We start from the raw sequence: 24,212 nt of genomic DNA, 5'->3' as shown, positions 1-24,212 counted from the left end.
GGCCGACGTTCGACCAGCCGGGTTCGTCCGGTCGGTGCGGAGCCTTCAGGGTGTGGCGTGCGGGGGGATTCAGTGCAGCGTGCCGAGGAGGCCGACGTGGAAGGGCCGCAGTTCGTCCCAGCGGTCGTTCAGGACCTTGGCCGTCCAGTCGGGGTTGGCCAGGAGGCCCCGCCCGACCGCCACGAGGTCGAACTCGTCACGCTCCATGCGGTCCAGCAGTCCGTCGATGCCCGTGACCTTGCCCTGCTGCCCCTGGAACGACTGGAGGAACTCGTTGTCGAAGCCGACGGATCCGACGCTGATCGAGGGCCTCCCCGAGAGCTTCCTCGCCCACCCCGCGAGGTTGAGGTCGGAGCCCTCGAACTCGGGGAGGTGGAAGCGGCGGGTGGAGCAGTGGAAGACGTCGGCGCCGGCCTCGGCCAGGCGGCCGAGGATGACCTCCAGTTCCTGTGGGGTTTCGGCGATCCGCGCCTGGAAGTGCTGCATCTTCCACTGGGACAGCCGGAAGAGGATCGGGAAGTCGGGCGAGACGGCCTCCCGGCAGGCTTCGACGATCTCGGCGGCGAAACGGGCGCGCGAGGCCGTGTCACCGCCGTACGTGTCGGTGCGCCGATTGGTGTGGGACCAGAGGAACTGGTCGACGAGGTAGCCGTGGGCGCCGTGGATCTCGACACCGTCGAAGCCGATGGCCTCCGCCTCCGCCGCGGCCGTCGCGAACGCCGCGATCACGTTGTCGATGTCCGACTGGGTCATGGTCACCCCCGGTTCCGAGTCGTCCAGGGGGACTCCCGAGGGGCCGATCCGAGGTGCGTCGGGGACTGGGGGAGCGCCGACGGCGCGGTCCATGCCCGTGTGCCACAGCTGCGGCACGATCCTGCCGCCGGCCCGGTGGACTTCGTCCGCCACCGCTGACCAGCCGGCGAGTGCCTCGGCGCCGTGGAAACAGGGGACGCGGGCGCTGTTGCCCGCCGATTCGTGGCCGACGTACGTCCCCTCGGTGATGATCAGGCCGACGCCTCCCGCCGCGCGCCGTCCGTAGTACCGGGCCACGTCGTCGCCGGGGATGCCGTCGGGGGAGTGCTCACGTGTCATGGGCGCCATGACGATGCGGTTGGGCAGCAGGAGGCTCCCCAGTGACAGGGGGCGCATCAGTACGGATGTGGCGCGTTCGGCGGAGGCAGTGGACATAGGAATGTTCGCCTTCGGTTGGGGCTGCGGTCGGCCGCGGGCGCGGCCCTCGGCAGCAGCGGACACTGAGGGTTCGAAAGGGGGCATGGTGGGGGCGTGTTCGCGGCCCCCGCGGTGGGGTCGGGTCCTGCGGTCCGGTCAGTCCGAGGGCGGCGTGCGTACGGCTGCCTGGTTCTGGCCGTGGTCGGTGCGGGCGTCGCCCGCCTCGTCCTTCCCACCGGGGCCGGGGCCGGGGCCGGGGGCGTCGGTCGGCGACGGCTCACTGCTGGAGGCCGAGCGGATGAACCACGTCGTGACGAACGCGACGAGGGACAGGAGACCGGCTCCGATGACGACTCCGCGCAGACCGCTGGTGATGGCCGCCTGGACGCCCTCGCGAACGGCCGGGGGCATGCCCTTCAGCAGGTCGGGGGTGAACTCGCCGCCACCGGTGAGGCGTTGCTCCGCGTCGGGGCCGAGCCGCCGCGCCAGCGTCTCGCTCATGCGGCTGGCCTGTACGGCCCCGAGCACCGCGACTCCCAGGGAACCGCCGATGGTGCGGGTGAGAGTGACCGTCCCGGACGCGGCACCCATGTCCTTCTTGTCGGCGTGGTTCATCGTCGTGAGCAGGGTGCTCTGCATCAGGATGCCGACGCCGGCCCCCATGACGAGGGTGGAAGCGGAGGCGAGGCCGACCGGGGTGTCGGTGCCGAGCATGAGCAGGACCAGCGCGCCGACGATCATGACGGCGCTGCCGGTGACGGGCAGGACACGCTCCAGTCCGCCCCGGTCCATCAATCGTCCCGCGGTCAGTTGCGCCACCAGCATCCCGAGCATCATCGGCAGGATCAGCATGCCGCTGACCGTGGATGAGGCGCCTTGGACGAACTGCATGTACTGCGGCAGGTAGCTGATGATGGCGATCATGACCGCGCCGGTAAGGAAACTCAGGATCTGCGCGAGGGTGAACTCCCGGCTGCGGAACAGGCGGGGAGGCGTGACCGGCTCGTCGGCTCGTCGTTCCACACGGACGAACCAGGCCAGCGACAGAACGCTCACCGCGCCGAGGCCGATGATCTGTGGTGAGAGCCAGGAGTACCTGCCACCGGCCCAGGTGGCCATCAGGGTCAGCGCCATGATGGCCACGGTGAGCAGGAGCGCGCCGAGGTAGTCGATCCGGCCCCTGGTGCGCTCGGTGCGCAGATTCACGCCGCGTGCGACCGCCAGCAGCGCGATCGCGCCGACGGGGACGTTCACATAGAAGGTCCAGCGCCAGCTCATGTAGTCGGTGATGAATCCGCCGAGGAGGGGCCCGCCGACGAAGGCCACCGGGAGCATCATGGCGACGATCGACTGGACGCGGCCTCTCTCCGTCGGAGCCACCAGAACGCCGATGACCGACAGGGCCCCCACCATCAGGCCGCCGGCGCCGAGCCCCTGGAGGGCACGGAACACGATGAGCTGCGTCATGTCCTGCGCCATGCCGCACAGGATCGACCCGATGAGGAAGACCACCACGGAGGACATGTAGGCGCCCTTGCGGCCGTACAGGTCACCCAGTTTGCCCCAGATCGGCGTCGACGCCGACATCGCGAGCAGATACACCGTCACCACCCAGGAGAAGTGGTTCAGGCCGCCCAGGTCCCCGACGACCGTGGGGAGTGCGGTGCTGATGATCTGCCCGTCGAGCGTCGCCAGGACGATGCCGAGCATCAGCCCGAAGACGCCAAGGCGGGGCAGGGGTGGACGGACGGGTGCGGGTGTCTCGGCTGCATGGTCGGTCATCGCTGCCCCCAAGGCGCGCTCGCTGGTTCGTCAGACGGCGTACGGCCGGGTCCGCTTGGCGTCCCGCAGCGTCTGGCCCCACCAGGCCAGCTGGCCGAGCATGCCCTTGGCCGCGACGTCGGACGTGGGGTCGGTCGACTTGCCGTTCGCGTCGAAGAGGTCGCCGTAGTTGTGGAAGCTGACGGTGTTACGAATTGTGACGGCGTGCACCTCGGCGAACACGACCCGCAGTTGCTCGACGGCCCGCAGGCCGCCGGCGATGCCTCCGTACGACACGAAACCGACCGGCTTGGCGTGCCACTGCTCGTTGTGCCAGTCGATGGCGTTCTTCAGCGGGGCAGGGAAGCTGTGATTGTATTCCGGCGTCACCACGATGAACGCGTCGGCCGCGGTCAGCCGGGGAGCCACCGCGCCGACCATTTCCTGGACCTCTTCGGACGGGGCCTCGCCGAACGCCGGGAACTGGGTGGGCAGGGGCGTCTCCACGAGGTCGACGCGGTCTGCCACCATGTCGTCGCGCTGATCGATATGGGAGATCACCCAGTCGGCGACGACGGGACCGAACCGCCCGTTCCTGGTGCTGCCGATGATCACGGCGACCTGCAGGGGCGTGCTCTTCGAGTCGGTCATGCGAGAAACCTCCGCTATGTTACGTTCAGCGCATCCGGTACGTACAATGTACACGTCGAAGTGTACGCCATCTACTGACGATACGTCGTACACGTCCGGCGTACCCAGGAAGGAGTCCCGCCGATGGCCGTTGGGGACAGGCAGGGCAAGAGCAACGAGCGCGAGACCCTCCCGCTGTGGCAGCGACTTGAGCGCCCGGCGCCGGCCCCCCGTACGCCGTTGAGCCCGGAGCGGATCGCGGAGGCGGCCGTGGGGATCGCCGACGCCGAGGGTCTTGACGCCGTCACGATGCGGCGTCTGGCCTCCGCGTTGGGCGTCGCCCCCATGGCCGCCTACCGTTATGTCACCGGCAAGGACGAGCTCCTGGAGCTGATGGTCGACCACGCGTACGGCGAGCTGGAGCTGCCCTCCGGGGAGGCCGACTGGCGGCAGGTCACCCGGGTGCTCGCCCTGCGCCTTCGCGACGTGATGCTGAGGCACCCGTGGGTGTCCCGGGTCGACTGGTGCGGGCCCACCCCGAATCAGCTGGCGGTGCTGGAGGGCGCGCTGACGGCGCTCGCCGGCAATCGGCTCGACGCCGATACAGCCATGGCGGTCTACAGCACCGTCACCGCGTATGTCCGGGGCGCTGTCGACTCGGAGATCGGCCTGAACCAGATGCTGCGGGCGAGGGGCTGGTCCAGTCACGAGGAGGCGCGCTCCGAACTGGCCCCGCAGATGCAGTGGTTGATCAAGACCGGTCGCTATCCGCTGTACGAGCGCTATCTCGGCGAGGCGGCCCGCAAGGACGACGCGGGGTGGCAGTTCGAAACCGGCCTCGACTGCGTCCTTGAGGGGATCACGGCGCGACTTGAAGTGGATGACGTCCCGTCTGAAAAGTGACGGATGCCGATCGGTTCCGGCCGATCGACATCTCCAGGGCAGCTCCATCAAGAAATTGCAAGGCCCACTACATGAGATCTACATGCAGTGGGCCTTTTCTTTGTTCGTCGTTGAATTCGTGAATTACGTTCGCCACACTCGAGACGGTGGGGAACATGAAGCGCGAATTCGACGACATGACACATACCACTCAGGTGAACCATGCGGTGCGGGACCTCGCGGAATGTGCGGGACTCGCGTGCCGCGGCGGACGTGAGACGCCGGACCGCCCCCGGGAACTCGCCGTGGTCGGGAGCCGGTTGTGCCCGACCTGCGTCCTGCGTCTGACGAGGGGTCTGACGCGGCTGCCCCGTCTGTACCACGAGTGCGGACTGCTCCTCGGGGGCTCCGACCGGCCGCGCGAGTCCACCTCGGGCGGTGGTTCGCTGCCCGGGCTCCCGTTCAACACCGCCGCGGCCGAGGCCCGCGCCACGATCCTCGGAGTGCTGCGCTCCTGGGCGGGGCTGGTCGTGCGGGAGCGGGCCGTCGCAGCTCCCCGTGACACGGTGGGGGACATCGCCGAGTTCCTGATCCGGCAGGCGCGGTGGCTGGCGGCGCACGAGGCTGCGGGCGCGCTGTCCGAAGAGGTGGAGCGAGAGGTGCGCCGGGCGCAGCACGTCACCGACCCGTCCCCGGGTCGGCGTGTGCGCGTCGGGACATGCGCCGTCGCCCGCTGCGAGGGCGTGTTGACCGCCACGGTGCGCGCCGACCGGCCCGACACACCCGTCGAGGTCGGCTGCGACGCGGTCTCCTCGCACCGTTGGTCGGCCCAGGAATGGATAGCGCTGCACCGCGTTGCGTCACCGGGGGGAGCGCGGCGGGACGGCCAGGCGGTCACGGAACCTGTGGTGCGGTGGCTCAGCGCCAGGGACATCTCCCGGCTGTGGAGAATCGCCTCCGGCAGCGTCTACCGCCACGCCAGCGAACAGCGGTGGCGTCGGCGCACCGTCAACGGACGCACCTTCTACCACGGAGGGGACGTCCTCAGGTCCCTCGGCGTGGGCAGCGCCTCTCGCCCCTGACCGTCCGTCCCCTCACGAGCCCGGCGGGCACGGCTGCGGCGCCGTGCCCCCTGCCAGGGAGATCGCCGAGGTAGGCCCAAAAAGGGGTCATGGGATGATCCTGATGCTCTGATGCCCCGCAGGCGACGAACACGCGACCGAGAAGGCCGAGCCGCTGGACGCTCTCGCACCGGGCGTCGATCCCATGAGCCGAGCCGGGCATGCCAGGGCAAGCCGAGTCCGGCTCCCTCGGGTACGAGGATCCGGCGACGTCGTCCCGCGTGTACGCGGTCAACCGGTCCGGGTTCCGCGCGCTGCTCGACGAGGCGGCGGTCGGTGACACCATCCGGATCGCGGATGCCGCGCGGCTGTTCCGCTCGGCCAGCGGTGCGGGCTGCGCCTGCGCATCGCGACCGGCGCCTGGTCCGGCTTCGATCTCGCGGCCGACGACCCGCGGACCGAGCTGTTCGTCACGATGCTCGCCGGGGGCCTGGAGTGCCGGCGCGGCCCGCTCGGCTTCGGTCGACACGGTGGACTCGCGCCAGGCGGCGACCAGGTTGATCCGGGTCGCGCTCTCGCCGGCGCCCGCGGCCTTCTTGGTGGGGACGTCGACGCACCAGCCGCAGCCGTTGATCTGACTGACCCTCAACTCCGGCATGCCCTTTGGCTGAACAAAGTGGTCGGGGGCGGCATCTTGTGCGCGTTCCCGTGTTCCCGGGTCTGCTCGGCGCGGGTCCCGTGCCGCACGGATACGCAACCCCGCTCTTGACCTCAACCGCACTTGAGGTCGCAGGGTGGGGCCCGTCCAGTCGGCCACCGGGAGGGTGGGCGCCTACAGTGAGGAGATTTCCGTGACTGAAGCGAAGAGCGTCCTGGTCATCGGCGGTACCGGAAACCAGGGCGGCGCGGCCGCGAGGGAGTTGCTCTCCCGTGGCCGGGAGGTGCGTGCCCTGGTCCGCAGCCCGGACAAGCCCGAGGCCCAGGCACTGCAGAAGCGGGGGGCGGTGCTCGTCCAGGGCGACATGGACGACGAAGCATCTCTGCACCGCGCCATGACCGGCGTCCACGGTGTGTTCAGTGTGCAGGCGCTGGCGTACGAGCCGGAGTCCCTGGCCGCCGAGGTCCGCCAGGGCAAGGCGGTGGCGGATGCCGCCAAGGCGGCCGGAGTCGGGCACTTCGTGTACAGCTCCGTGGGTGGTGCCGAACGGCGGACCGGCATCGACCACTTCGAGAGCAAAGCCGAGATCGAGCGGCACATCCTCGCCCTCGGCCTGCCCGCCACCCTCCTGCGGCCCGCCTTCTTCATGAACAACCTGCTGCACTACGCCGACGCCCGGGGCGAGCGCCTCATGTCACTGCCCGTCAAGCCGGACAAGCCCATGCAGATGATCGCCGCCGACGACATCGGGGTCTTTGCCGCCACCGCCTTCGACGCCCCGCACACCTACATCGGCCGTCATCTTGAGCTGGCCGGCGATGAGATCACCTTCCCCGAAGTGGCCGAGATCTACGAACGCGTCACCGGGGTCCCCACCCGCTTCGAGGCGCAGCCCATCGAAGAGCGCATGTTCGAGTGGTTCGCGGAGGCGGGCTACCGAGCGGACATCCCCGCCCTGCGTGGTCTGCATCCGGCGCTGATGACCTTCGAGGAGTTCCTCTCCCGACGGCTGCGGGCAGCCACGGTCTGATCCCCCCACCCTGGGAATTCGGTGAACTCCGGCAAGAACGGACGGGCAGGAGCGGGGAATGGACGAGGGCGGCGAGCGAACCACCGATACCGTCGAGCATCTTGCTCGCGAGGCCAGGTCTTCGACCTCGGCTATGACGAGATCGCGGACGCCGTCGACAAGCCCCCGGCTGCCGTCCGCCAGATCGCCCACCGCGCGCGCAACCAGGTCGCCGCGCGCCGACCGCGGGGGGACTCTTCCCCGGCCAGGGCCCGCGACGCGCTCGACGCGCATTGACGACGGCCTCGTCACCGGGCTCCATGCCGTGTGCAATCCCGAGAAACCGGCGCGGATCGGCCTTGAGACCACAGTGAGCCGCTGACCCGAAGAACCCAGATGACCCGGCCCGACAGCCACCGACCACGGGAAACGATCACACGGTGGGTGGGAAGCCATCTCCAACCGGCTCCCCTCACCGCGGGTCGGCCCGGCTCGTGAACACCCGCGCCATGGCGAACAGCATCCGGCCCTTTCCCCCGGTGGGACAGCGGCCGGGGTAGGCGGGCAGCTTCTCGGCCAGGTTGAACATCAGCGCCCTGTCCCGGCCGATCGGGCCGTGGAGCAACACCTCCTGCTCGTACTGCTGGGCGAACCCGCCGAAGCTCCCCACGGTCTTCGTGACCGTGCCGAGCCCGCCGGATCGCACCGGCAGGGCCTTCATCAGGGCGAGGACGGCTGAGGAGACCTCGCCGTCCAGGCGCCGGGCGACTTCCTCTGGCGGTGCCTGTTCATCCGGCCCCTGAAGGGCTTCGACCGCTCGGGCGTTGGCCGCCGTCGAGCCGCGGCGCCTCGGTGATGGGGTGCGGTGGCTCCCCTCCCGCGCCGTCTCGACGCCGGCCGGAGCCCAGACGTGGTGCTCCTCGGGACGGCGGTCTCCGGGCGGCCGCCCTTTCGTCCGTGCTGTTCGAAGGGGAGGGCCGGGCGTCCGGCAGGCAGCGCTCCCGGCAGCCTGATCACGGCCGGGATATCGGTGGGCATCGAGAGAAAAACCGGTCCGGCCGGAAGATTCATGGCCGCATAGGCGGCCTTCTCCATCGCCGCGCGCAAATGCCGTCCCGCCGGGTGTTCACCCGTCGCGACATCGCGCAATGCCGCGTCCGATGGGGCAAGTTCCAAAGGCGTCATTCATGCCCCCGATGCGGTGGCGGCGATAGTGAGGCCCGACCATACACCGAGTGCGATCTTTCCGGTGTGCCGGAGTCGAATTCGGTGACAGGCCAAGGCGTTGGCGCTGTTCTGTCCGCTTTGATGCGCGTCTGGGGGGAAGGTTGGGGCGCGGGTGAGCGGGTCTGATATGCGGCCGATCGTCCACCGGGCCGGCTGGTTCCGGAACTTCTGCACCGCTTGACGGAGGGGTGCGGTCGGTGCCAGGGTTATCTCCGTTGTCTTTGCTCATGCAATCTCTTTTTGCGCTGAGGTGGCTACGGGGAGTTAGCTGTCCTGGTTGCAGGGGTGGGCGCTGAGCGCCCCGTTTCCTGTGCGTTTCACGTAACTTGCAAAGACAGCACACGGTTGACCTGGGATATGGGCAGACCGATACGGCTTCCCTTCTGTCGATTTTCCCAGAGGCATGTGCAGCGCGGGTCGAGAGTGGTCGAGGGAGAGCTATGGCATCTGTTCTGAACACCGTGATCGCGGTCGCCGAAGGGGTCTTCGAGTCCCCGGTGCGGCCGGATGACACATTCTTCGATCTCGGGGCCGACTCGCTACGGATCGTGGAATTCGCGCAGCGCCTGGAGGATCGTCTCGGAGTGCCGGTCGACCTGGACGGCCTGGTTTCGGGCGACCCGATCGAGAAATTCGTGGGGGAGCTCGACAGAAGTCTGCCGGAGGCGCCGCGATCGGCACGTTGAATTCGGCGTCGCGACGGCGGACAGCGCCGGAAACCAGCACTTCTCGCGTAGAGGATCGATAAGCATGCCCATTAACGCCGAAGGGGCCGTCATGGACGACGGCTCCCGGCTCGTCGCGGCCGGACTGCCGGCCGATCTGATCTCCGAGGTGAACCGGATAGCCGCCTCGCTCCCGGCCCACACGTCCTGCGTCGCGACCGGGTCCCTGGTCGAGGGCTTCGGCAACGACCAGTCCGACATCGACCTGTATGTCATCCACGACGAGGACGTGCCGCCGACGGGGACCGCCATCGGCCTGCGGGGCTCCCGCTACGTGGACTGCGAGAGCATGACCGCGCGCGGCCTGTCCCGGACGGCCGAGCTGCTGGCGGACCCCTCTCCCGACGCGGTACACGCGCTGCGCGTCTCCGACCTCGACCGGTACTACCGGGTCGCCGTCTCCCTGCCCGTGACGGTCACCGAGCGGGGCGAGGAGGTCCTTTCCCGCTTCGACAAGAGCGTCGCCTGCCGGCGCTTCGCCACCTGGTCGAGGCTGCGGGCCATCGAGCATCTGGCCCGGGCCTCGTGGTCGCAGGCCTGGGGCGAGGGCAGGAAGGCCCGGATCCTCGCCCGGGACACCGCCATGTGGCGCGCCACCGCGCGGCTGGCCGCCGAGGGCGAGGGCTATGTGTCCCCCAAGTGGTTCGGCGAGAAGGCAGCCCGGCGGTACGGCCGCGGATCGGCCGCGTTCCGGGATCTTGTCGACGGCTGTCTGCGGCCGGCGCCGGTCGACCAGGCCCTGCCGGCGCTGCGGGCCGAACTGGCTGTGTCGTCGGAGGATCTGCGTCTCCTCGCCGGCGAGGCGGAGGCGGCCCCGGGGGTGCGCGTCGTCCCGGCGGACGGAAGTGTCCATCTCATCCAGGGCAAGCGGCACTTCGCACAGGTCTCCGGGCCGCTCACGGCGGTGTTGCGGCATCTGGTCGAGAGCGGGACCTGGTCCGCGGCGGTCGAACGGTCGGCCGACCAGCTCGGGATCTCCCCGTCCGATGTGGCGGTCGCCGCCTGGTACACGTCGGCGTCGCTGCGTCGCGACGGCTTCCTGCGGGAGGTCGAGCGATGATCGGTCCCATCCGCAGCGAGCCGCTGTTCGACTGGCTCAAGACCCGGCGCCGCGCGAACGAACTTCAGCTGCTGTGCATGACCTACAGCTTCGACCTGGACGGCGCGTTGGGCGCGGGGCAGCCCGAGCTGGCCTGGCAGGTCAGGAACAACTTCCTGGCCTTCGCCGTCGAGTTGTATCTGCTGGAACGCGGCAACTTCGGACCGCGCCCCGCCGATCTCGCGGAGCAGACCTGTGCCGTCATGCACACGCTGGAACATGTCGACGGGCGGCTCGCCGACGAGGTGTGGGAGCTGTTGACGCTTCCGGCGCCGACGGACGACGAGGCGCTGCGCTCGGAGATCACGGCCGTCCGCGCGTTCATCACCGACCGGCTCGGTGTCCCGGCCGCCAACCGGGCCGACTCGATCCAGCACTGGGCCGAGGGCGTCAAGGTGCTGCGCGAGATCAGCGGCGCGATGGGGCTCGCCCAGTCGGACGACTGGTACCTCAGCGACGAGAGCGACCTCTCGGAGGGGCTCTCCTGGTACGACGAGGTGCTCGGCCTGCTTGAGCAGCACCGTTGACCGACACGGGCCCACCACAGCGCCGGCGACACACGAGCGCCGACGGCACACGACAGAAGGGGGACCCGATCAGATGATCGGGAAGATCGCGTTCACCGGCTCCCGCACCGCCACGGCGCCGATGACCTGGGGGCAGCGCGAGACCTGGAAGGACGTCGCGCACTTTCTGCCCACCGTCATGCCTTTCTTCTTCATCCGGCGCCGGGTCGAGGTCCCCGAGGGCCTGGACCTGGCGGCCGTGCTCGACACCATCGGCACCCTGATCAGCCGGCACGAGACGCTGCGCACCCGACTGATCCCTTCGGACGCAGGACTTGAGCAGCACATCGTGCGGAGCGGCGTCCTCGAAGCCGAGATCGCCGACGCCCCGACCCGGGAGGAGTGCGTCGCGGCCCTCGACGCGCACCAACACCGCCAGACGTCGGTGGCGTTCGCGCACGAGTCCGAACTGTCGCTTCGGGTGATCGTCGCGTCGCGGGCGGGCGAGCCGGCGATGGTCGGGCTGATCTTCTCCCATGTGACGTTGGACATGCAGAGCGCGACCCTCTGCGCCAAGGAGCTGACGGCCCTGCTCGCCGCCCGCGCCGCCGGCGAGCCCGCACCGCCCGCATCGCCGGCCCGTCAGCCGGTCGACCAGGCCCTCATCGAACAGTCGGCGGAGGGGACCCGGCGCAACGAGGCGGCGCTGGCCCATCTGCGGTCGGTGCTGGAGACCGGCGCCCCCAGCCTCTTCGGCGAGATCGTGCCGACCGAGGGACCGCGCTTCCGCCGGGGCCGGTTGACGTCCCACACGATGCCGGACCAGCTGCGCGCCGTCGCCGTCAGGACCCGCAGCAGTCCCGCCGCCGTGCTGCTCGCCGCGCTGACCGCGATGCTGTACGCGACGGCCGACGCCGACGAGTGCCTGCTGAGCCTTATCTACGGCAATCGGTCGGAGCCGGAGCTGCGCCATGCCGTCGGCAATGTCAGCCAGGAGGTGGTGGGTCGGTTCACCCGTCAGGGGACGACCTTCACCGACCTGCTCCGACGGAACACGGCCACGGCGCTCAGGGCCTACCGGCACGGCGGTTACGACCCCGTGGCGGCCGACGCGTTGATCGACGAGATCGAACGGGAGCGCGGCGTCCGGTTCAACCGGCTGATCCGGCTCAACGACATGTGGAGCCCGACGCACGCGACGGACCGCGGGGGGCCACGGGACCTTCCGGCGCCCGAGCCGGCCTTCGACTGGCTGGAGGGCTTCGACGACGACCAGGTGACCCTGATGGTCGACGTGTTCGGGGGTCCCGGGGTCCTGCATGTCGTTCTGCTCGCCGACATGTTCCAGTTCCCGGCTCCCGAGGTCGAGGCGTTCGCCCTGGGGTTGGACCGGCTGCTCGCCGAACTGGCCGGGCGCGAGGTGGCGTTGGACGAGATCGCGGCCGTCACCGGCCTCGCCGGGGGACGACGGTCCACCACAGCACGCTCGGCCGGCCGACGGTCGCCGGCCCGGTGAGGAATCCCATGTCACTGATCGAAACGCGCGGACTGACCAAGTCGTATCGCCAGCCGGACAAGGCTCCGGGGCTGGCCGGATCGGTCCGTCACCTCTTCAACCGGCGGTTCACCGAGCGCGTCGTGGTCGATCACGTCGACCTGGACATCGAGGAGGGCGAGTCGGTCGCCTACGTCGGCGCCAACGGGGCCGGCAAGTCGACCACCGTGAAGATGCTGAGCGGCATCCTGGTGCCGACCTCGGGCGAGGTCCGGATCAAGGGCCTGGTGCCGCACCGCGAACGGATGGCCGTCGCCCAGCACATCGGCGTGCTGTTCGGCCAACGGACCCAGCTGTGGTGGGACCTCACGGTCCGCGACTCGCTGGACGTGCTCCGGGACATCTACGGGATCGCCCCCGACACCTACCGGCGTCGGCTCGCCTACTTCGACGAGGTCCTGGAGCTGGGGCGGATGCTCCCCGTGGTCGCCCGGCGGCTCTCGCTCGGCGAACGGATGCGCGCCGACATCGCCGCCGCCCTGCTGCACAGCCCGTCGGTGGTGTATCTGGACGAGCCCACGATCGGCCTCGACGTCGCCGTCAAGCACCGGCTGCGCCAGTTTCTGCGCGAGCTGACGGACGACGGCACGGCGCTCATGCTGACCAGCCACGATCTGGCGGACATCGAGGGCATCTGCCGGCGGCTGGTGATCATCGACAAGGGGCGGATCATCTTCGACGGCGCGCTGCGGCATCTGATGGACACCCATGCCCGCGACCGCATCCTGCACATCGAGACCGCGGGGCCGGCCGACCTCGACGCCCTGCGGGTCGCGCTGGACCGGGCCGTGGTGAGCGAGGGCGACGCCCCCCATCGCTTCCGCATCCGCTTCGACCGGTTCACGACCACGGCGGGACAGGTCGTCGCCGCGGTCAACAGCGTCGTGGAGATCGTCGACTTCTCGGTGGACGAGCCGGCGATCGAGGACGTGATCCGCAGGGTCTACGCCGGTGAGGTCGACGTCCAAGGCGCCGTCGGGGGCGCTGCCCAAGGCGTCGTCGACGCGGAGGCGGGGCACGGATGAGGCCCCGTGCCCCCGGGGTGCGGATGCGGCCCTATGTCTCGATCGCCCGCGCCACCGTCCGCACGACCCTGGCGTACAAGCTCCAGTTCTTCCTCGGCCTGCTGGGCACGGTGTTCCAGTTCGCCGCCCTGCTCGCGGTCTGGCGGGTGCTGATGGGCTCGGGCGTCGAGGTCGGCTTCGGCTGGCCGGAGATGCGCGCCTATCTGCTGGTGACCTTCGCCTGCGGGGTGCTGGTCTCCGCCCTGACGGACTTCCGGATGTCGTTCCGCATCCGCAGCGGACTGGTCTCACTCGACCTGGTCAAGCCCGTCGACTACCAGCGGGCGCGGCTCGCCGAGGCGTTGGGCGGCGTCGCGGTCGAGACGGGGCTCATCACCCTGGTCTGCGCCACGACCGTGGTCCTCAGCGGCGGGATCCCGGCGCCGGGGGCGGCCCAGGCGGTGCTCTTCCTGGTCAGCATGGCGCTGGTGGTCCCGCTGAAGTTCGCGCTCGTCTACACCACGGGGCTCGCCTGCTTCTGGACGAAGAGCTTCCTCGGTGTGCACTGGGCCAGGCTCGCGATCACCGGGCTGCTCTCCGGCGCCATGATCCCGATCAGCCTGCTGCCGCGGTATCTCGACGTGATCGCCCGGTGGTCGCCGTTCCCCGGCATGGCCTCCACGCCGGCCCTCATCTTTGTGGGCGAGGCGACCGGCGGCGAGGCGCTGCGGCTGATCGCCCTCCAGCTGCTGTGGGTCGTGGTCCTGTGGGCCGGCGCCCGGCTGGTGTGGCACCGGGCGCTGCGGCGCCTGACGATTCAGGGAGGATGACGATGCGTCTGCGGCAGGCTCCCCGGACGGCCAGGCTCTATGTGCGGTTGCTCTCGGTCCACCTACGCGCCGCCCTGGAGCACGAGTCGGACTTCTGGGTGATGGTCGGCGCGGCGATCGTGACGCAGCTGACCAGCGTCGTCTTCCTCTCCGCCATCTTCCTGCAGGTGCCCGCCCTGGAGGGGTGGACGTTCTCCGACATCGTGCTGATGTTCGCCCTGGTGACGCTGGCCGAGGGGGTGGTCAGCCTGTTCTTCGAGGGGATGTGGCAGCTGCCCCGGCAGATCAACGAGGGTGCGCTGGACTACTTCCTGGTCCGGCCCTACCCGGTCGTCCTCCAGGTGACGAGCGCCCAGGTCGGCCTCAACGGGTTGGGCAACCTGCTGTCGGGGACGGGCATGTTGGTGCTCGGCCTGGTGGGCGCGGACATCGACTGGTCGATCGGGACGGTGCTGGTGGCCCTGGTGGTGTTCGTCAGCGCGATGCTGGTCAAGATCGCCATCAGCCTGGCGAGCAATGTCACCTCGTTCTGGATCCCGGGCCCCAACCCGCTCTTCGGCGCGGCCATGCACCAGGTGGGCGAACTCCTCCGGTTCCCGCTCACCATCTATCCGATGGCGATGCGGATCGTGCTCGGTTTTGTCATCCCCTTTGCCTTTGTGAGCTTCTACCCGGTGACCGTCCTCACCGGCGAGGGCGGACACCACTGGCTCGGGCTGCTCACGCCGCTGGTCGCCGCCTACTGCCTCTCTGTCGCCCTGGCGTTCTTCCGCCGCGGACTGCGCCGCTACGAGAGCGCGGGCCACTGAGCCGGGTCTACTGGTCCGCCGCTTGTCGGGGTGGGGTCAGCAGGGCCGTCTCGGCGGGGGAGATGTCGACGCGCAGCGTCTGCCCGCCGTCGGGGCGGAAGAGGGCGATCTCGCCCGACACCAGCCGCGCGGTGCGGGCGGCGGCCTCCGCGCCCAGGACCTGGCCCACCTGCCGGGCGTGCGTGGCGTCCAACGCGAGAAGGACATCGGGGCGGTGCCAGAACGCGGCGCGGCGCGGCGCCGAACGGGTCACATGGACGACGGTGCGCCAGGGCCCGTCGGCCAGCGCGGCCGGCGGGGCGGCGCTCCGGTCGGTGACCAGCGCCTGCGGGCCGCCCGCGACCGTGGGCGGGGCCGGCGGGTGGCGGGGCCAGGGGTCGCCGCTGGCGGCGAGCCGCAGCCGGTCGTCGGCCGCGGCGAGCAGGCCACCCCACTGCTCGGGCACCCGGGTCGTCGCGGTGACCCGGGCGCCGACGGCCAGCAGGCGCAGCGCGATCAGCCGGCCGAACAGCGATTCGCCGAACACCGCGATCCGGCACCCCGCCGGCCCCGGCGCCGGCAGGTTCACCAGCCCGCCCGCCAGGTCGGTGCCCAGCCGGATCCCGACCCCGCGCGGGGTGAGTCGGAAGGACGGACGGAGCGCGTCCGCCCAGTCGGTGTCGGGAGTCGTCATCGGGCGGTGCCCTCCAGCGGAGCGGCGGGGACAAAGCCGATGGCCTCGTCCAGCGGACGGCCCGGATGGGCCAGGGGCAGGGTGGCCAGCAGCCCGGCGGCCTGGTCCTCGGCCGGCGGTCCGGTGACACCGGCCGAGCGCAGCGCATGGCTCCGGGCCACCGGCTGTTGGGCGAAGCCGCTGATCAGCCGCCCCCCGGCGCGGACCCGCAGCGTCCCGTCCGTCAGCGTCAGCGTGGCGGCGGCCACCGTCCGTTCGACAGCGGAGGCCCCCAGGCCGGACACCAGCCGTTCCCAGTCGGTCGCGGAGGCGACCGACGGCGATGACGCCGTCGTAGGCGGCCGGGTACATCCGGCCACCCGTCGGGCCCTGACCGCCCTCGTTGCCGGCGGCGGCGACGACCACCACACCGGCTTCCAACGCCGCCTCGATCGCCTCCCGCACCGGCTCGTCGTCGTGCGGGCGGGCGAACGACAGGTTGAGCACGCCGGCGCCCGCCGCCACGGCGTCCTCGATCGCGGCGGCGAGCAGCCCCGGGGTGGCCTGGTCCACCCCGTCGGCGATGCGCACCGGATAGACGGTGGCGTCGGGCGCCACCCCGGTCATCCGGTCGCCCTCCCCGCGCCCGGCGGCGACCATCCCGGCCACCGCCGTGCCATGGCCCACACAGTCCTGCTCCGGCGGCGGGGCGGTCCGCACGAACTCCCGCTCGTCGGCGACGGCCGTGAACTCGCTGCCGTGCACGACCGATCCGGCCAGATCGGGGTGGTCGGCGTCCACGCCCGAGTCGATCACGGCGACCGTGACGCCCTCGCCGTTGGCCAGATCCCACGCCTGGGGCAGGCCCAGCAGATCGATCAGCGGATACCGCCCCGCGCCGTCCGGCAGCTCCTCGCCGCGTATCTCCGGCACGGCACGGCTCGGCCGCCGCCGCCCGCTCCGCCGCGCCCGGCAGCACCACCGGGCCGGCGACCGCGACCAGCAGAGCGGCCACCGTGGCGACCGGGGCGTTCGACCCTCCACGCATCCGGGACACCCCTCAGACCTTCAGATCGAGCAGCGCGCCGTACACGCCCCAGACCGCGAGCACCAGCGGCACCACCGACACCAGCAGCAACGTCTCCAGCGCGTCGAGGGTCCGCGCCAGCCTGGGGTTGCCCCGGTACCGGCCGGCGGCCAGCGCCACACAGCCGGCCACCAGCGCCAGGGGCAGCACGAAACCGAGCAGCGGCAGCCCCTGGGAGGCGCGGTCCGCCACCGTCCACGCCCCGGCGCCGGCCACCGCGACCAGGGCCGACACCAGCGCCGTCGCCACCTGCCAGGACTCCCGGAACAACCGGGTCCGCAGCAGCATCAACGCGGTGAGCACCGCCCCCAGCACCCCCGCCCACAGCTCCGTCGCGGCGAACAGCACCAGGGTGCCCCCGACCGCCACCAGATGACCGCCCACCAGCAGCCCGCCCAACAGCCGCCTGGCCGCCGCGACCCGCTCCGTCAGCCGCTCGTGCGCCGGCTGCGCCGGCAGCCGGTCCAGATCCTCCGAGGTGGCGGCCAGCTGCGGCGTCGGCACCCGGGCGATCCGCAGCGCCAGCGAGGGCCAGAGCGCGGTCAGCGCCAGCGCCAACGGGGCGGCGACCGCAGCCGCCTCCGCCGGGGTGACGTTCCGCCCGACCGCGGCCACCGCCGCGCCGACGGCGGCCAGCGGACCCGCCACGGCCAGCGCCGCGAAGGTGCCGTCCCCGCCGCCGATCAGCACCGGACCCAGCCCGCCGACCACGGCCACCACCGCGCAGCCGAGCAGCAGACGGCCGGCCGTCGGACCGTCCCCGCCCAGCAGCCCGGCCGCGCCCACGGCCGCCGGCGGAGCGGCCAGCACCCCGGCGAACGTGCCCGCCCTGAGATCGCCGAACCCACGGGACATCAGCACCCCGACCGCCAGCGCCAGCAGCGCCGTCGCCAGGCCGAGACCACCGGGCACGGCCCGCCCCGGGGCCACCGCCAGCGCCCCCGAGACCGTCGCCACGGCCAGCGCCGCCAACGTCCCGGCGCCCGCGCGCGTCGCCCAGGTCGGCCAGGGCGCGCGCACGCTCTGCTCGCCGACGACCTCCACGACGTCGTCGTACACCGGCGGCACGACGCTCTCGACGCCATGGCCGAGGAAAAGCAACTCGCCCTCCTCGACGCCCTGTTGACCGAGCGAGGCGGCGGCGTCCAGCTCCGTGCCCTCGGCGCGGCGCAGCACCCAGCCGCCGTGCCCCAGCCCCGCGTCCGGCGTCGGGTCCTCGCCGGAGTGCCGCAGCAGCATGGGCAGCAGCCGCGCCAGCGGCACGGAGGCCGGCACCGCCAGATCCGCGCGCCCGGCGGGCGAGGCCAGGCCGATCCTGACGAACTCCACCGGCGCCGGCTCCGGATCGGTCAGGACCCCGGGATCCGGATCGAGACTGCTGGTCATCGCCGTTCGTCCCCCGTCGAAGCGGTCGCCAACGGCGAGTCGGCATGGGCCAGTTGCACCAGCACGGTGCCCAGGCGGCGGTGCAGCAGCACGCCGCGACCCTTGGCGCGCCGGTCCGGTTTGATCCCCCAGATCGGCATCTCGTCGGTGGGCACGCTGAGCAGCACCACGGGGTAGTTCAGCTCCTTCATCCGGCTGAGCACCGGGTCGAGCACGGCCCGGGAGGCGCCGCCGGCCTGCCGGGTGAGGAAGATGTTCAGACCCATCGCCCGCGCGTGCGGCAGATGGTCGAGCAGCGCGGCCAGCGGGTTGCTGCGCGAGGTGGCGACCAGGTCGTAGTCGTCGACCAGCAGATAGATCTCGGGCCCGGTCCACCAGGAGCGATCCCGCAGCTGCTCGGGCGTCACATCCGTTCCCGGCAGCCGCTTCTGCAGCCCCTCGGCCAGCCCGCCGACGACCTCAAGGGACCGCTCCAGGGTGGTCGAATAGCCCATCAGATGCGGCCCCTCGAACTCCCTGAGCATCGTCATCCGGTGATCGAGGACGATCAGCTTGGCCCGCTCCGGCGGATAGGAGCCGATCACCTGGTGGGCGACGGACCGCAGCAGCGACGTCTTGCCCGACTCGGTGTCGCCGATGACGACCAGGCCCGCCTCCTCGCCCGGCGTCAACGCGACCGGGTCGAGCCGGTTGCCCTCGACGCCGATCAGCACGCCGCCCCGTTCCGCGGGCGCCTTCGGGGCGCTCCACACCGTCGGCAGCAGCCGCACCCCCGGCGGGCGCGGCCCCTGCCATGCCTCGTCGACGCTCCGCACCAGCTCGGCCACGGCCTCCGCCAGCCCCTCGTCGGAACGTTCGCCGTCCACCCGGGGCACGGCGGTCAGGAAGTGCAGCTCCCCGTCGGTCACGCCGCGCCCGGGGCGGCCCGCCGGGATGGCGCGCTGCGCGTTGCGGTCCACCTCGGAGTCCAGCGCGTCGCCCAGCTTCAACTCCACCTTGGTGCCCAGCAGATCGCGCAGCGCCATCCGCATGTCGAGCCAGCGGTTGCCGGTGACGACCAGATGGATGCCATAGGTCAGCATCCGCGCGGCCTCCGCCATCAGCACCTCCTCCAGCTCCGGATAGCTCTGCTGCGAGATGCAGATCGACCGGCCGGAGGACTTCGACGCCAGCCTCCGTCTGCTCGAACTGGGGGCGGTGTGGGGCACGTCCTTCGAGTGCCCACCGCTGTCCTCGGCCAGAACGCCCAGGCTGATCCGGCAGGACGACCCCGAGGTGGTCTATCTGGCGATGCCCAGGCGGGGGCGGGCCGAGGTCAGCCGGGGGGACAGCCGGTTTGTCGTCGGGCCCGGCGATCTGCTGCTGATGAGCAGTTCCTACCCCTTCCAGAACCGGCTGGTGGGCGAGAGCGGCACCTTCGCGTTGCAGGATCTGCTCATCCCCCGGTCGTTGCTGCCGGACTCCGTGCGGCCCGACGCCCATTCGGCCGCCCTGTGGTTCAACGCCCCCACGGGGCTGGCCGCGTTGCTCGCCCAGCTGCTGACCCATCTGGTGGACGACTACGCGATGTACCGCCCGGCGCACACCCACTCGCTCGGCACCGCCGCCGTCGATCTGGTGGCGGCCCTGCTCACCCATCACCTCGACCGGCCGCTGCCGCCGGCGGAGCGGCAGCGGATCCTCACCCTGCGCGTCCACGAGTTCGTCCAGCGACATCTGCACGAGGACGATCTGACGCCGGCGACGATCGCCGCGGCCCACCATGTGTCGCCACGTTCGTTGCACCGGTTGTTCCAGCAGAACGGGACCACCGTGGGGGCCTTCATCAGGGAGCAACGTCTCCAGCGGGCCCGACTGGCGCTGGGGGACCCGCTGTTGGCCCAGCTGACGATCGCCACGATCGCGCGCCAGCACGGGTTCAGCCGGCCGGCCGACTTCACCCGCGCCTTCCGGGCGGCCTATGGCGTGCCGCCCCGCGACTACCGGGAGCAGGCGCTGCGGACCGGCCACACCCCTGACGTGACGTGACGCGCCCGCGCCCCGGAGCGGAAGGCCGCTTCGGGGCGCGGGCGTTGCGTCGGACGGCGCCGGCTAACGCTGCTTGGCGACCGTGACCCTGGTCTGCTCCTCGTCCCCTTCGGCGGACGGACCCTCGTCGGACGGGCCGTCCTCCTCGGACTCGGCGGACGGGTCCACCGTCGGCGGCGCCTCGTCCTTCATCCACTCGTCCACGTCGACCGTGCCCGGGTTGTCGAGCACATAGGCGAGCCGCTCGCGGTCCAGATCGCCGGTCCACCGGGCGATCACCAGCGTGCCCAGGCCGTTGCCGGTCAGGTTGGTCAGCGCGCGGCCCTCGCTCATGAAGCGGTCGATGCCGACGATCAGCGCGATGCCGGCGACCGGGATCACCGAGTCGAAGGCGGTCAGCGAGGCGGCCAGGGTGACCAGGCCGGCGCCCGAGACCCCGGCGGCGCCGTTGGAGGAGATCAGCATGAAGGCCAGCAGGCCGATCTGCGTCGCGATCGGCACATCGATGCCGAACGCCTGGGCGATGAAGAGCGCGCCCATCGACATATAGATCGCGGTGCCGTCCAGGTTGAACGAGTACCCGGTCGGAATCGTCATGCCCACGACGTGCTTGGGCGTACCCGCCGCCTCCATCTTGCCCATCATCCGGGGCAGCACCGTCTCGGACGACGAGGTGCCGAGCACGATCAGCAACTCGTCCTTGATGTAGCGGATGTACTTCAGCAGGCTGAAGCCGGCCGCGTAACAGATCGGGCCGAGCACCAGGAAGATGAAGAGCAGGCAGGTCAGCCAGAAGGACAGCATGAACGAGGCCAACGAGCCGAGGATCGCGCTGCCGTGCTCACCGATGGTGAACGCGATGCCGCCCATCGCGCCCAGCGGGGCCACCCACATCACCAGCTTGATCACGCCGAACATGATTTTGGCGAAGGTGTCCAGCGACTGCACCACGGGCTCGGCCCTGCTGCCCAGCATGCTCAGCGCGATCGCCACCAGGATCGCCAGCAGCAGCACCTGGAGCAGCTTGCCGTCCACGAAGGCGCTGGCGAAGGACGTCGGCACCAGATCGAGCACAAAGCCGGTGATCCCGCCCTGGTCCACCTCGCCGGCCGAGGCGATGGCGGCATCCGCGGCCGAGGTGTCGAAGGACTCGATGTCGTAGTCGAGGCCGCCGCCCGGCGTGAGGACGTTCACCACCACCAGGCCGATGCCCAGCGCGAACACGGTGGTGATGTTGAAGTACAGAACGGTCTTGAAGGCCAGCCCACCCGCACGGGCCAGATTGCCCATTCCGGCGATGCCCACCACCACGGTGGCGAAGATGGTCGGCGCGATCACGACCTTGACCAGCTTGACGAAGAGGTCGGCCAGCCACTTCATGTCGGCACCGACACCGGGGGCCACCAGCCCGATGACGATGCCGACGCTGATGCCGAGCAACACCCAGAAATACAGGTGGTGGTAGAGCTTTTTCTTCTTCGCCGTGGGCGCCTGCGGCGCCGGCTCATTCGTCATGGGCGTCCCCATCCCTGTGACTTGTTATGGTCGAGATCACAGCAAGGTGAGGCTTAACGGCGTGTAACAGCAATGACGCCGGTTAAAATTTAAGGTTGATCTGACATTGCGTGGACGGGGCCCCAGGAGACGGACGGTGCTGGCCGCCGCCCTCGGTATCGGCGCGGCCACCGCCTGCGACCGCGCCCCTGATCTCGATATCGCCCAACTCACCCTGGCCACCGGGCCCGAGGGCGCGACCTACCGCGAATCGGGCGCCGCGCTCGCCGAGCTGTGGAACGACGCGCTCGACCGCCCCGTGGTGCGGACCCTGCCCACCGAGGCATCCGTCGACAACACCCGGCTGCTCCTCGGCGACGAGGTCGACCTGGCCTATGCCAACGTCGACGTGCTGCGCCCGCACGGCGCCGACGTGGTCGCGTTGCTGCGCATCTTCGACTCCGTGGTCCATCTGGTGACGCTGCGGGACAACGGGGTGCGCGCGCTCTCGGACCTGCCGGGCCGCCGGGTCGCCGTCGGGCTGCCGGGCTCCGGCACCCGCTACACCGCCGAGCGCCTGTTCCGGGCGGCCGGGGTGGAGGTCGAAACCCGCGACTACGGCCAACAGAGCGCCGCACAGGCGCTGTTGGACGACGAGGTGGATGCCGTGATGTCGCTCACCGCGATGCCCACCCCGGCGATCTCCTGGCTGCTGGAGAACGGTCCGGAGATGCGCTTCGTCGATCTGGGCGTCGAGGCCCACGCCCTGCAGCAGGCGCACCCCGGCGAGTACCTTTCGGTGACGATCTCCAACACGGTCTACCCGGGCGTCGAGACCACCGACACCGTGGCCGTCCCCACCCTGATCGCGGTGCGCCCCGACTTCCCCTTCGACCTCGCCAGGCGGCTGACCGGGACGACGATCGACGAGGCCCACCGGCTGGCCCGCACCCGTCCCGAGGCCCACCAGATCAACCCCCGCACGGCCGCCGCCACCGCTCCCATCGCCCTCCACCCCGGCGCGGCCGATTGGTTCCGCGACGCCAAGCCGTGAGGCGGGGACGTGACGCCGGCGGCGGATCTCCGGGGGCCCGGGCTCCGTCGGACTCCGTCCCGGAGGTGCCCCGGCCGCCGGGCCGTTCGCCGTCCGCACCGCACCGGGACGCCCCGCCCCGTTCACGTGACCGGCCCGGCTGCCACCGGCGCGGCCAGGGACAGCACGCCCGGCCCGTCCTGCGCACCTCCCCCCGAGGGGGTCAGCGGACCACCGGAAGGCGGACCAGCACGCGAAGTCCGCGCGGCTCGGCCGCCTCCAGCCGCACCTCCCCGCCGACGTCCTCGACGACATCGTGGACGATCGCCAGGCCGAGCCCGGTGCCCGGCGCGTTCTGATGGCGCTGGGCCCGCCAGAACCTGCCTCTGGCCGCGCTCCGTTCCTCCGCCGTCAGGCCCACCCCGTCGTCGGCGACCCAGACCGCGCCCAGCGACCGGTCCGGGTCCACCGACCAGCCCACCCGCACCGTCGAGCCGTCCGAGAGCCGGGCGGCGTTCTCCACCAGCTCGTCCAGCACGGCGACCAGGCCGCCCGGCGGCTGGCGCAGCACCAGGCCCCGCTCCGGCTCGGCCACCTCAAGCGTCAACCCGTGCTCCCGCACGGCCCGCTCCCAGTGCGGCCGGCCGACGTCGAACACCTGGGTGAGCGTCCATGCCTCCCGGTCCCGCACCCGCTCGGCCCCGGAGACGGCGGTGGCCGCCAGCATCGCCTCGAACATCTCGCCCATCTCCACGGCCTCGGAGACCGCCTCGTCGCCGGCCTCCCGCGCCGCCGGCTCGCGCAGCCAGGGGCGCAGGTTCTCCACCGAGAGCCGCAGGCTGGCGAGCGGGTTCCGCAGCTGGTGGGCGGCGTCGGCGACAAAGGCCCGCTGCCGCTCAAGGGACCGCTGCACCGTGTCCACCATGGCGTTGAACGACGAGGCGAGCCCGCGCAGCTCCGAAGGGCCGTGCTCCACCTCGGCCCGCGCGTTGAGGTCCCCGCCGCGCACATCGGCCGCGATCCGCTCCAGATCCCGCACCGGCCGCAGGATCCACCGGGTGAGCGGCCAGAGACCCGCGACCAGGGCGGTCACCGGGAGCAGCAACAGCGCCGCTCCCACCCCCCACTGCCGCAGGGTGGCCCGTCGCAGCCCGTCCGTCGGCGCCTCCAGCACCACCACGGCCGTCACCTGCGAGTCCCGGCCCACCGGCTCCACCACCCGCAGCGGCCCCGGGGACCACGGCCACACCACCGGGTTCTCCGTCGTGCGGCTGCCGGCGAACGCCTGCTGGATGTTCTGGTCGACATCCGCCCCGGTGGGCACCGGCACGCCGGGATCGTGCACCAGGCTGCCGTCCAGGCCGAGCACCCACACCGGGGAGTCGAACAGCGCCTGGTAGGCGTCGAGTTCCGTCTTCAGCCGGGCCAGGTCGCCGGAGCCGATCGCGGCATCGGTCAGGCTGGCGAACCGCACCGCGTCCCCGCCCCGGTCGATCTGTACCTCCTGCGTCAGCCGCTCGGTCACCACCACGGCATAGCTGATCCCCACGCCGGCGATCAGCAGGGCGAGCACGGGCAGCAGGGCGACGACGATCCGTCGGCGCAT

The 24,212-nt window shown here is 71.2% G+C and carries 21 protein-coding genes and 2 pseudogenes; 13 read left to right on the top strand and 10 right to left on the bottom strand.

Going from position 1 to position 24,212, the window contains the following annotated elements:
* Positions 1-69 precede the first annotated feature (69 nt).
* From AOM46_RS24375 to AOM46_RS24365, 3 genes are all read right to left on the bottom strand, one after another.
* Positions 70-1,188 (bottom strand): NADH:flavin oxidoreductase, encoded by a 1,119-nt coding sequence (locus tag AOM46_RS24375; protein WP_199824052.1) that lies wholly within the window; start codon positions 1,186-1,188, stop codon positions 70-72.
* 138 nt (positions 1,189-1,326) lie between these two features.
* Positions 1,327-2,880 carry an MDR family MFS transporter gene (locus AOM46_RS24370; protein WP_062215243.1) on the bottom strand — a complete coding sequence of 518 codons (1,554 nt, stop codon included), beginning with the start codon at positions 2,878-2,880 and terminating at the stop codon, positions 1,327-1,329.
* A gap of 102 nt (positions 2,881-2,982) precedes the next feature.
* Complete coding sequence (locus tag AOM46_RS24365; protein ID WP_062214987.1) at positions 2,983-3,582, bottom strand: NADPH-dependent FMN reductase; 600 nt, start codon at positions 3,580-3,582, stop codon at positions 2,983-2,985.
* Positions 3,583-3,705: 123 nt separating this feature from the next.
* On the opposite strand from AOM46_RS24365, the gene AOM46_RS24360 reads away from it, so the two are divergent.
* A complete protein-coding gene (locus tag AOM46_RS24360; RefSeq protein ID WP_062214985.1) occupies positions 3,706-4,464 on the top strand; it encodes a TetR/AcrR family transcriptional regulator in 759 nt (252 codons plus the stop codon).
* A gap of 299 nt (positions 4,465-4,763) precedes the next feature.
* Positions 4,764-5,525, top strand: a complete 762-nt coding sequence (locus AOM46_RS24355) for a hypothetical protein (RefSeq protein WP_158920617.1) — start codon at positions 4,764-4,766, stop codon at positions 5,523-5,525.
* Positions 5,526-5,985: 460 nt separating this feature from the next.
* Here AOM46_RS24355 and AOM46_RS35610 read toward each other — a convergent pair.
* A pseudogene (locus AOM46_RS35610) lies at positions 5,986-6,153 on the bottom strand (carboxymuconolactone decarboxylase family protein); the annotation flags it as partial.
* A 202-nt stretch (positions 6,154-6,355) separates the two neighbouring features.
* Between AOM46_RS35610 and AOM46_RS24345 the strand changes: the two are divergent.
* On the top strand, positions 6,356-7,192 hold the full coding sequence (locus AOM46_RS24345) for an NmrA/HSCARG family protein (protein ID WP_062214980.1): 837 nt from the start codon (positions 6,356-6,358) through the stop codon (positions 7,190-7,192).
* A 114-nt stretch (positions 7,193-7,306) separates the two neighbouring features.
* Positions 7,307-7,462 (top strand): annotated as a pseudogene (locus tag AOM46_RS35605) (RNA polymerase subunit sigma-24); the annotation flags it as partial.
* Positions 7,463-7,643: 181 nt separating this feature from the next.
* On the opposite strand, the gene AOM46_RS24340 reads toward AOM46_RS35605, so the two are convergent.
* Entirely contained in the window at positions 7,644-7,892 is a 249-nt protein-coding gene (locus AOM46_RS24340; protein WP_062214978.1) for a hypothetical protein, read from the bottom strand.
* A 946-nt stretch (positions 7,893-8,838) separates the two neighbouring features.
* On the opposite strand from AOM46_RS24340, the gene AOM46_RS24335 reads away from it, so the two are divergent.
* From AOM46_RS24335 to AOM46_RS24305, 7 genes are all read left to right on the top strand, one after another.
* Positions 8,839-9,084 carry an acyl carrier protein gene (locus AOM46_RS24335; RefSeq protein WP_062214976.1) on the top strand — a complete coding sequence of 82 codons (246 nt, stop codon included), beginning with the start codon at positions 8,839-8,841 and terminating at the stop codon, positions 9,082-9,084.
* Positions 9,085-9,148: 64 nt separating this feature from the next.
* Positions 9,149-10,183: a hypothetical protein gene (locus AOM46_RS24330; protein ID WP_158920616.1), complete on the top strand. Its 1,035-nt coding sequence runs from the start codon at positions 9,149-9,151 to the stop codon at positions 10,181-10,183.
* Positions 10,180-10,749, top strand: coding sequence for a hypothetical protein (locus tag AOM46_RS24325; protein WP_062214972.1), 570 nt, complete (start codon positions 10,180-10,182; stop codon positions 10,747-10,749). Before AOM46_RS24330 ends, AOM46_RS24325 begins: the two co-directional genes overlap by 4 nt.
* A gap of 73 nt (positions 10,750-10,822) precedes the next feature.
* Complete coding sequence (locus AOM46_RS24320; protein ID WP_062214970.1) at positions 10,823-12,244, top strand: condensation domain-containing protein; 1,422 nt, start codon at positions 10,823-10,825, stop codon at positions 12,242-12,244.
* An 8-nt stretch (positions 12,245-12,252) separates the two neighbouring features.
* On the top strand, positions 12,253-13,308 hold the full coding sequence (locus tag AOM46_RS24315) for an ATP-binding cassette domain-containing protein (RefSeq protein ID WP_062214968.1): 1,056 nt from the start codon (positions 12,253-12,255) through the stop codon (positions 13,306-13,308).
* The gene (locus AOM46_RS24310) at positions 13,305-14,117 is read left to right on the top strand and encodes an ABC-2 family transporter protein (RefSeq protein WP_199824051.1); all 813 of its coding nucleotides are present in this window, start codon (positions 13,305-13,307) and stop codon (positions 14,115-14,117) included. The genes AOM46_RS24315 and AOM46_RS24310 overlap by 4 nt, the downstream gene beginning before the upstream one ends.
* 2 nt (positions 14,118-14,119) lie before the next feature.
* Positions 14,120-14,926 (top strand): ABC transporter permease, encoded by an 807-nt coding sequence (locus tag AOM46_RS24305; RefSeq protein WP_062214964.1) that lies wholly within the window; start codon positions 14,120-14,122, stop codon positions 14,924-14,926.
* A gap of 7 nt (positions 14,927-14,933) precedes the next feature.
* Here the strand turns inward: AOM46_RS24305 and AOM46_RS32500 are convergent, their stop codons facing one another.
* From AOM46_RS32500 to eccCb, 3 genes are all read right to left on the bottom strand, one after another.
* Positions 14,934-16,511: a S8 family serine peptidase gene (locus tag AOM46_RS32500; RefSeq protein ID WP_158920615.1), complete on the bottom strand. Its 1,578-nt coding sequence runs from the start codon at positions 16,509-16,511 to the stop codon at positions 14,934-14,936.
* 127 nt (positions 16,512-16,638) lie between these two features.
* Positions 16,639-18,051, bottom strand: a complete 1,413-nt coding sequence (gene eccD / locus AOM46_RS24295) for a type VII secretion integral membrane protein EccD (protein ID WP_062214962.1) — start codon at positions 18,049-18,051, stop codon at positions 16,639-16,641.
* A complete protein-coding gene (gene eccCb / locus AOM46_RS24290) occupies positions 18,048-19,259 on the bottom strand; it encodes a type VII secretion protein EccCb (protein WP_267887826.1) in 1,212 nt (403 codons plus the stop codon). The genes eccD and eccCb overlap by 4 nt, the downstream gene beginning before the upstream one ends.
* Here eccCb and AOM46_RS24285 point away from each other — a divergent pair.
* Positions 19,189-20,079 (top strand): helix-turn-helix domain-containing protein, encoded by an 891-nt coding sequence (locus AOM46_RS24285; RefSeq protein ID WP_062214958.1) that lies wholly within the window; start codon positions 19,189-19,191, stop codon positions 20,077-20,079. The genes eccCb and AOM46_RS24285 overlap by 71 nt on opposite strands.
* Before the next feature lie 63 nt (positions 20,080-20,142).
* Here AOM46_RS24285 and dctA read toward each other — a convergent pair whose 3' ends face one another.
* Complete coding sequence (gene dctA / locus AOM46_RS24280) at positions 20,143-21,594, bottom strand: C4-dicarboxylate transporter DctA (RefSeq protein WP_107080161.1); 1,452 nt, start codon at positions 21,592-21,594, stop codon at positions 20,143-20,145.
* A 136-nt stretch (positions 21,595-21,730) separates the two neighbouring features.
* On the opposite strand from dctA, the gene AOM46_RS24275 reads away from it, so the two are divergent.
* Complete coding sequence (locus tag AOM46_RS24275) at positions 21,731-22,627, top strand: TAXI family TRAP transporter solute-binding subunit (RefSeq protein ID WP_234313948.1); 897 nt, start codon at positions 21,731-21,733, stop codon at positions 22,625-22,627.
* A 202-nt stretch (positions 22,628-22,829) separates the two neighbouring features.
* Here the strand turns inward: AOM46_RS24275 and AOM46_RS24270 are convergent, their stop codons facing one another.
* Positions 22,830-24,212 carry a HAMP domain-containing sensor histidine kinase gene (locus AOM46_RS24270; RefSeq protein WP_062214954.1) on the bottom strand — a complete coding sequence of 461 codons (1,383 nt, stop codon included), beginning with the start codon at positions 24,210-24,212 and terminating at the stop codon, positions 22,830-22,832.

Source organism: Streptomyces sp. NBRC 109706 (assembly GCF_000974485.1).
Lineage (GTDB): Bacteria > Actinomycetota > Actinomycetes > Streptomycetales > Streptomycetaceae > Streptomyces.
This window is presented reverse-complemented; position numbering and strand designations above follow the sequence as displayed.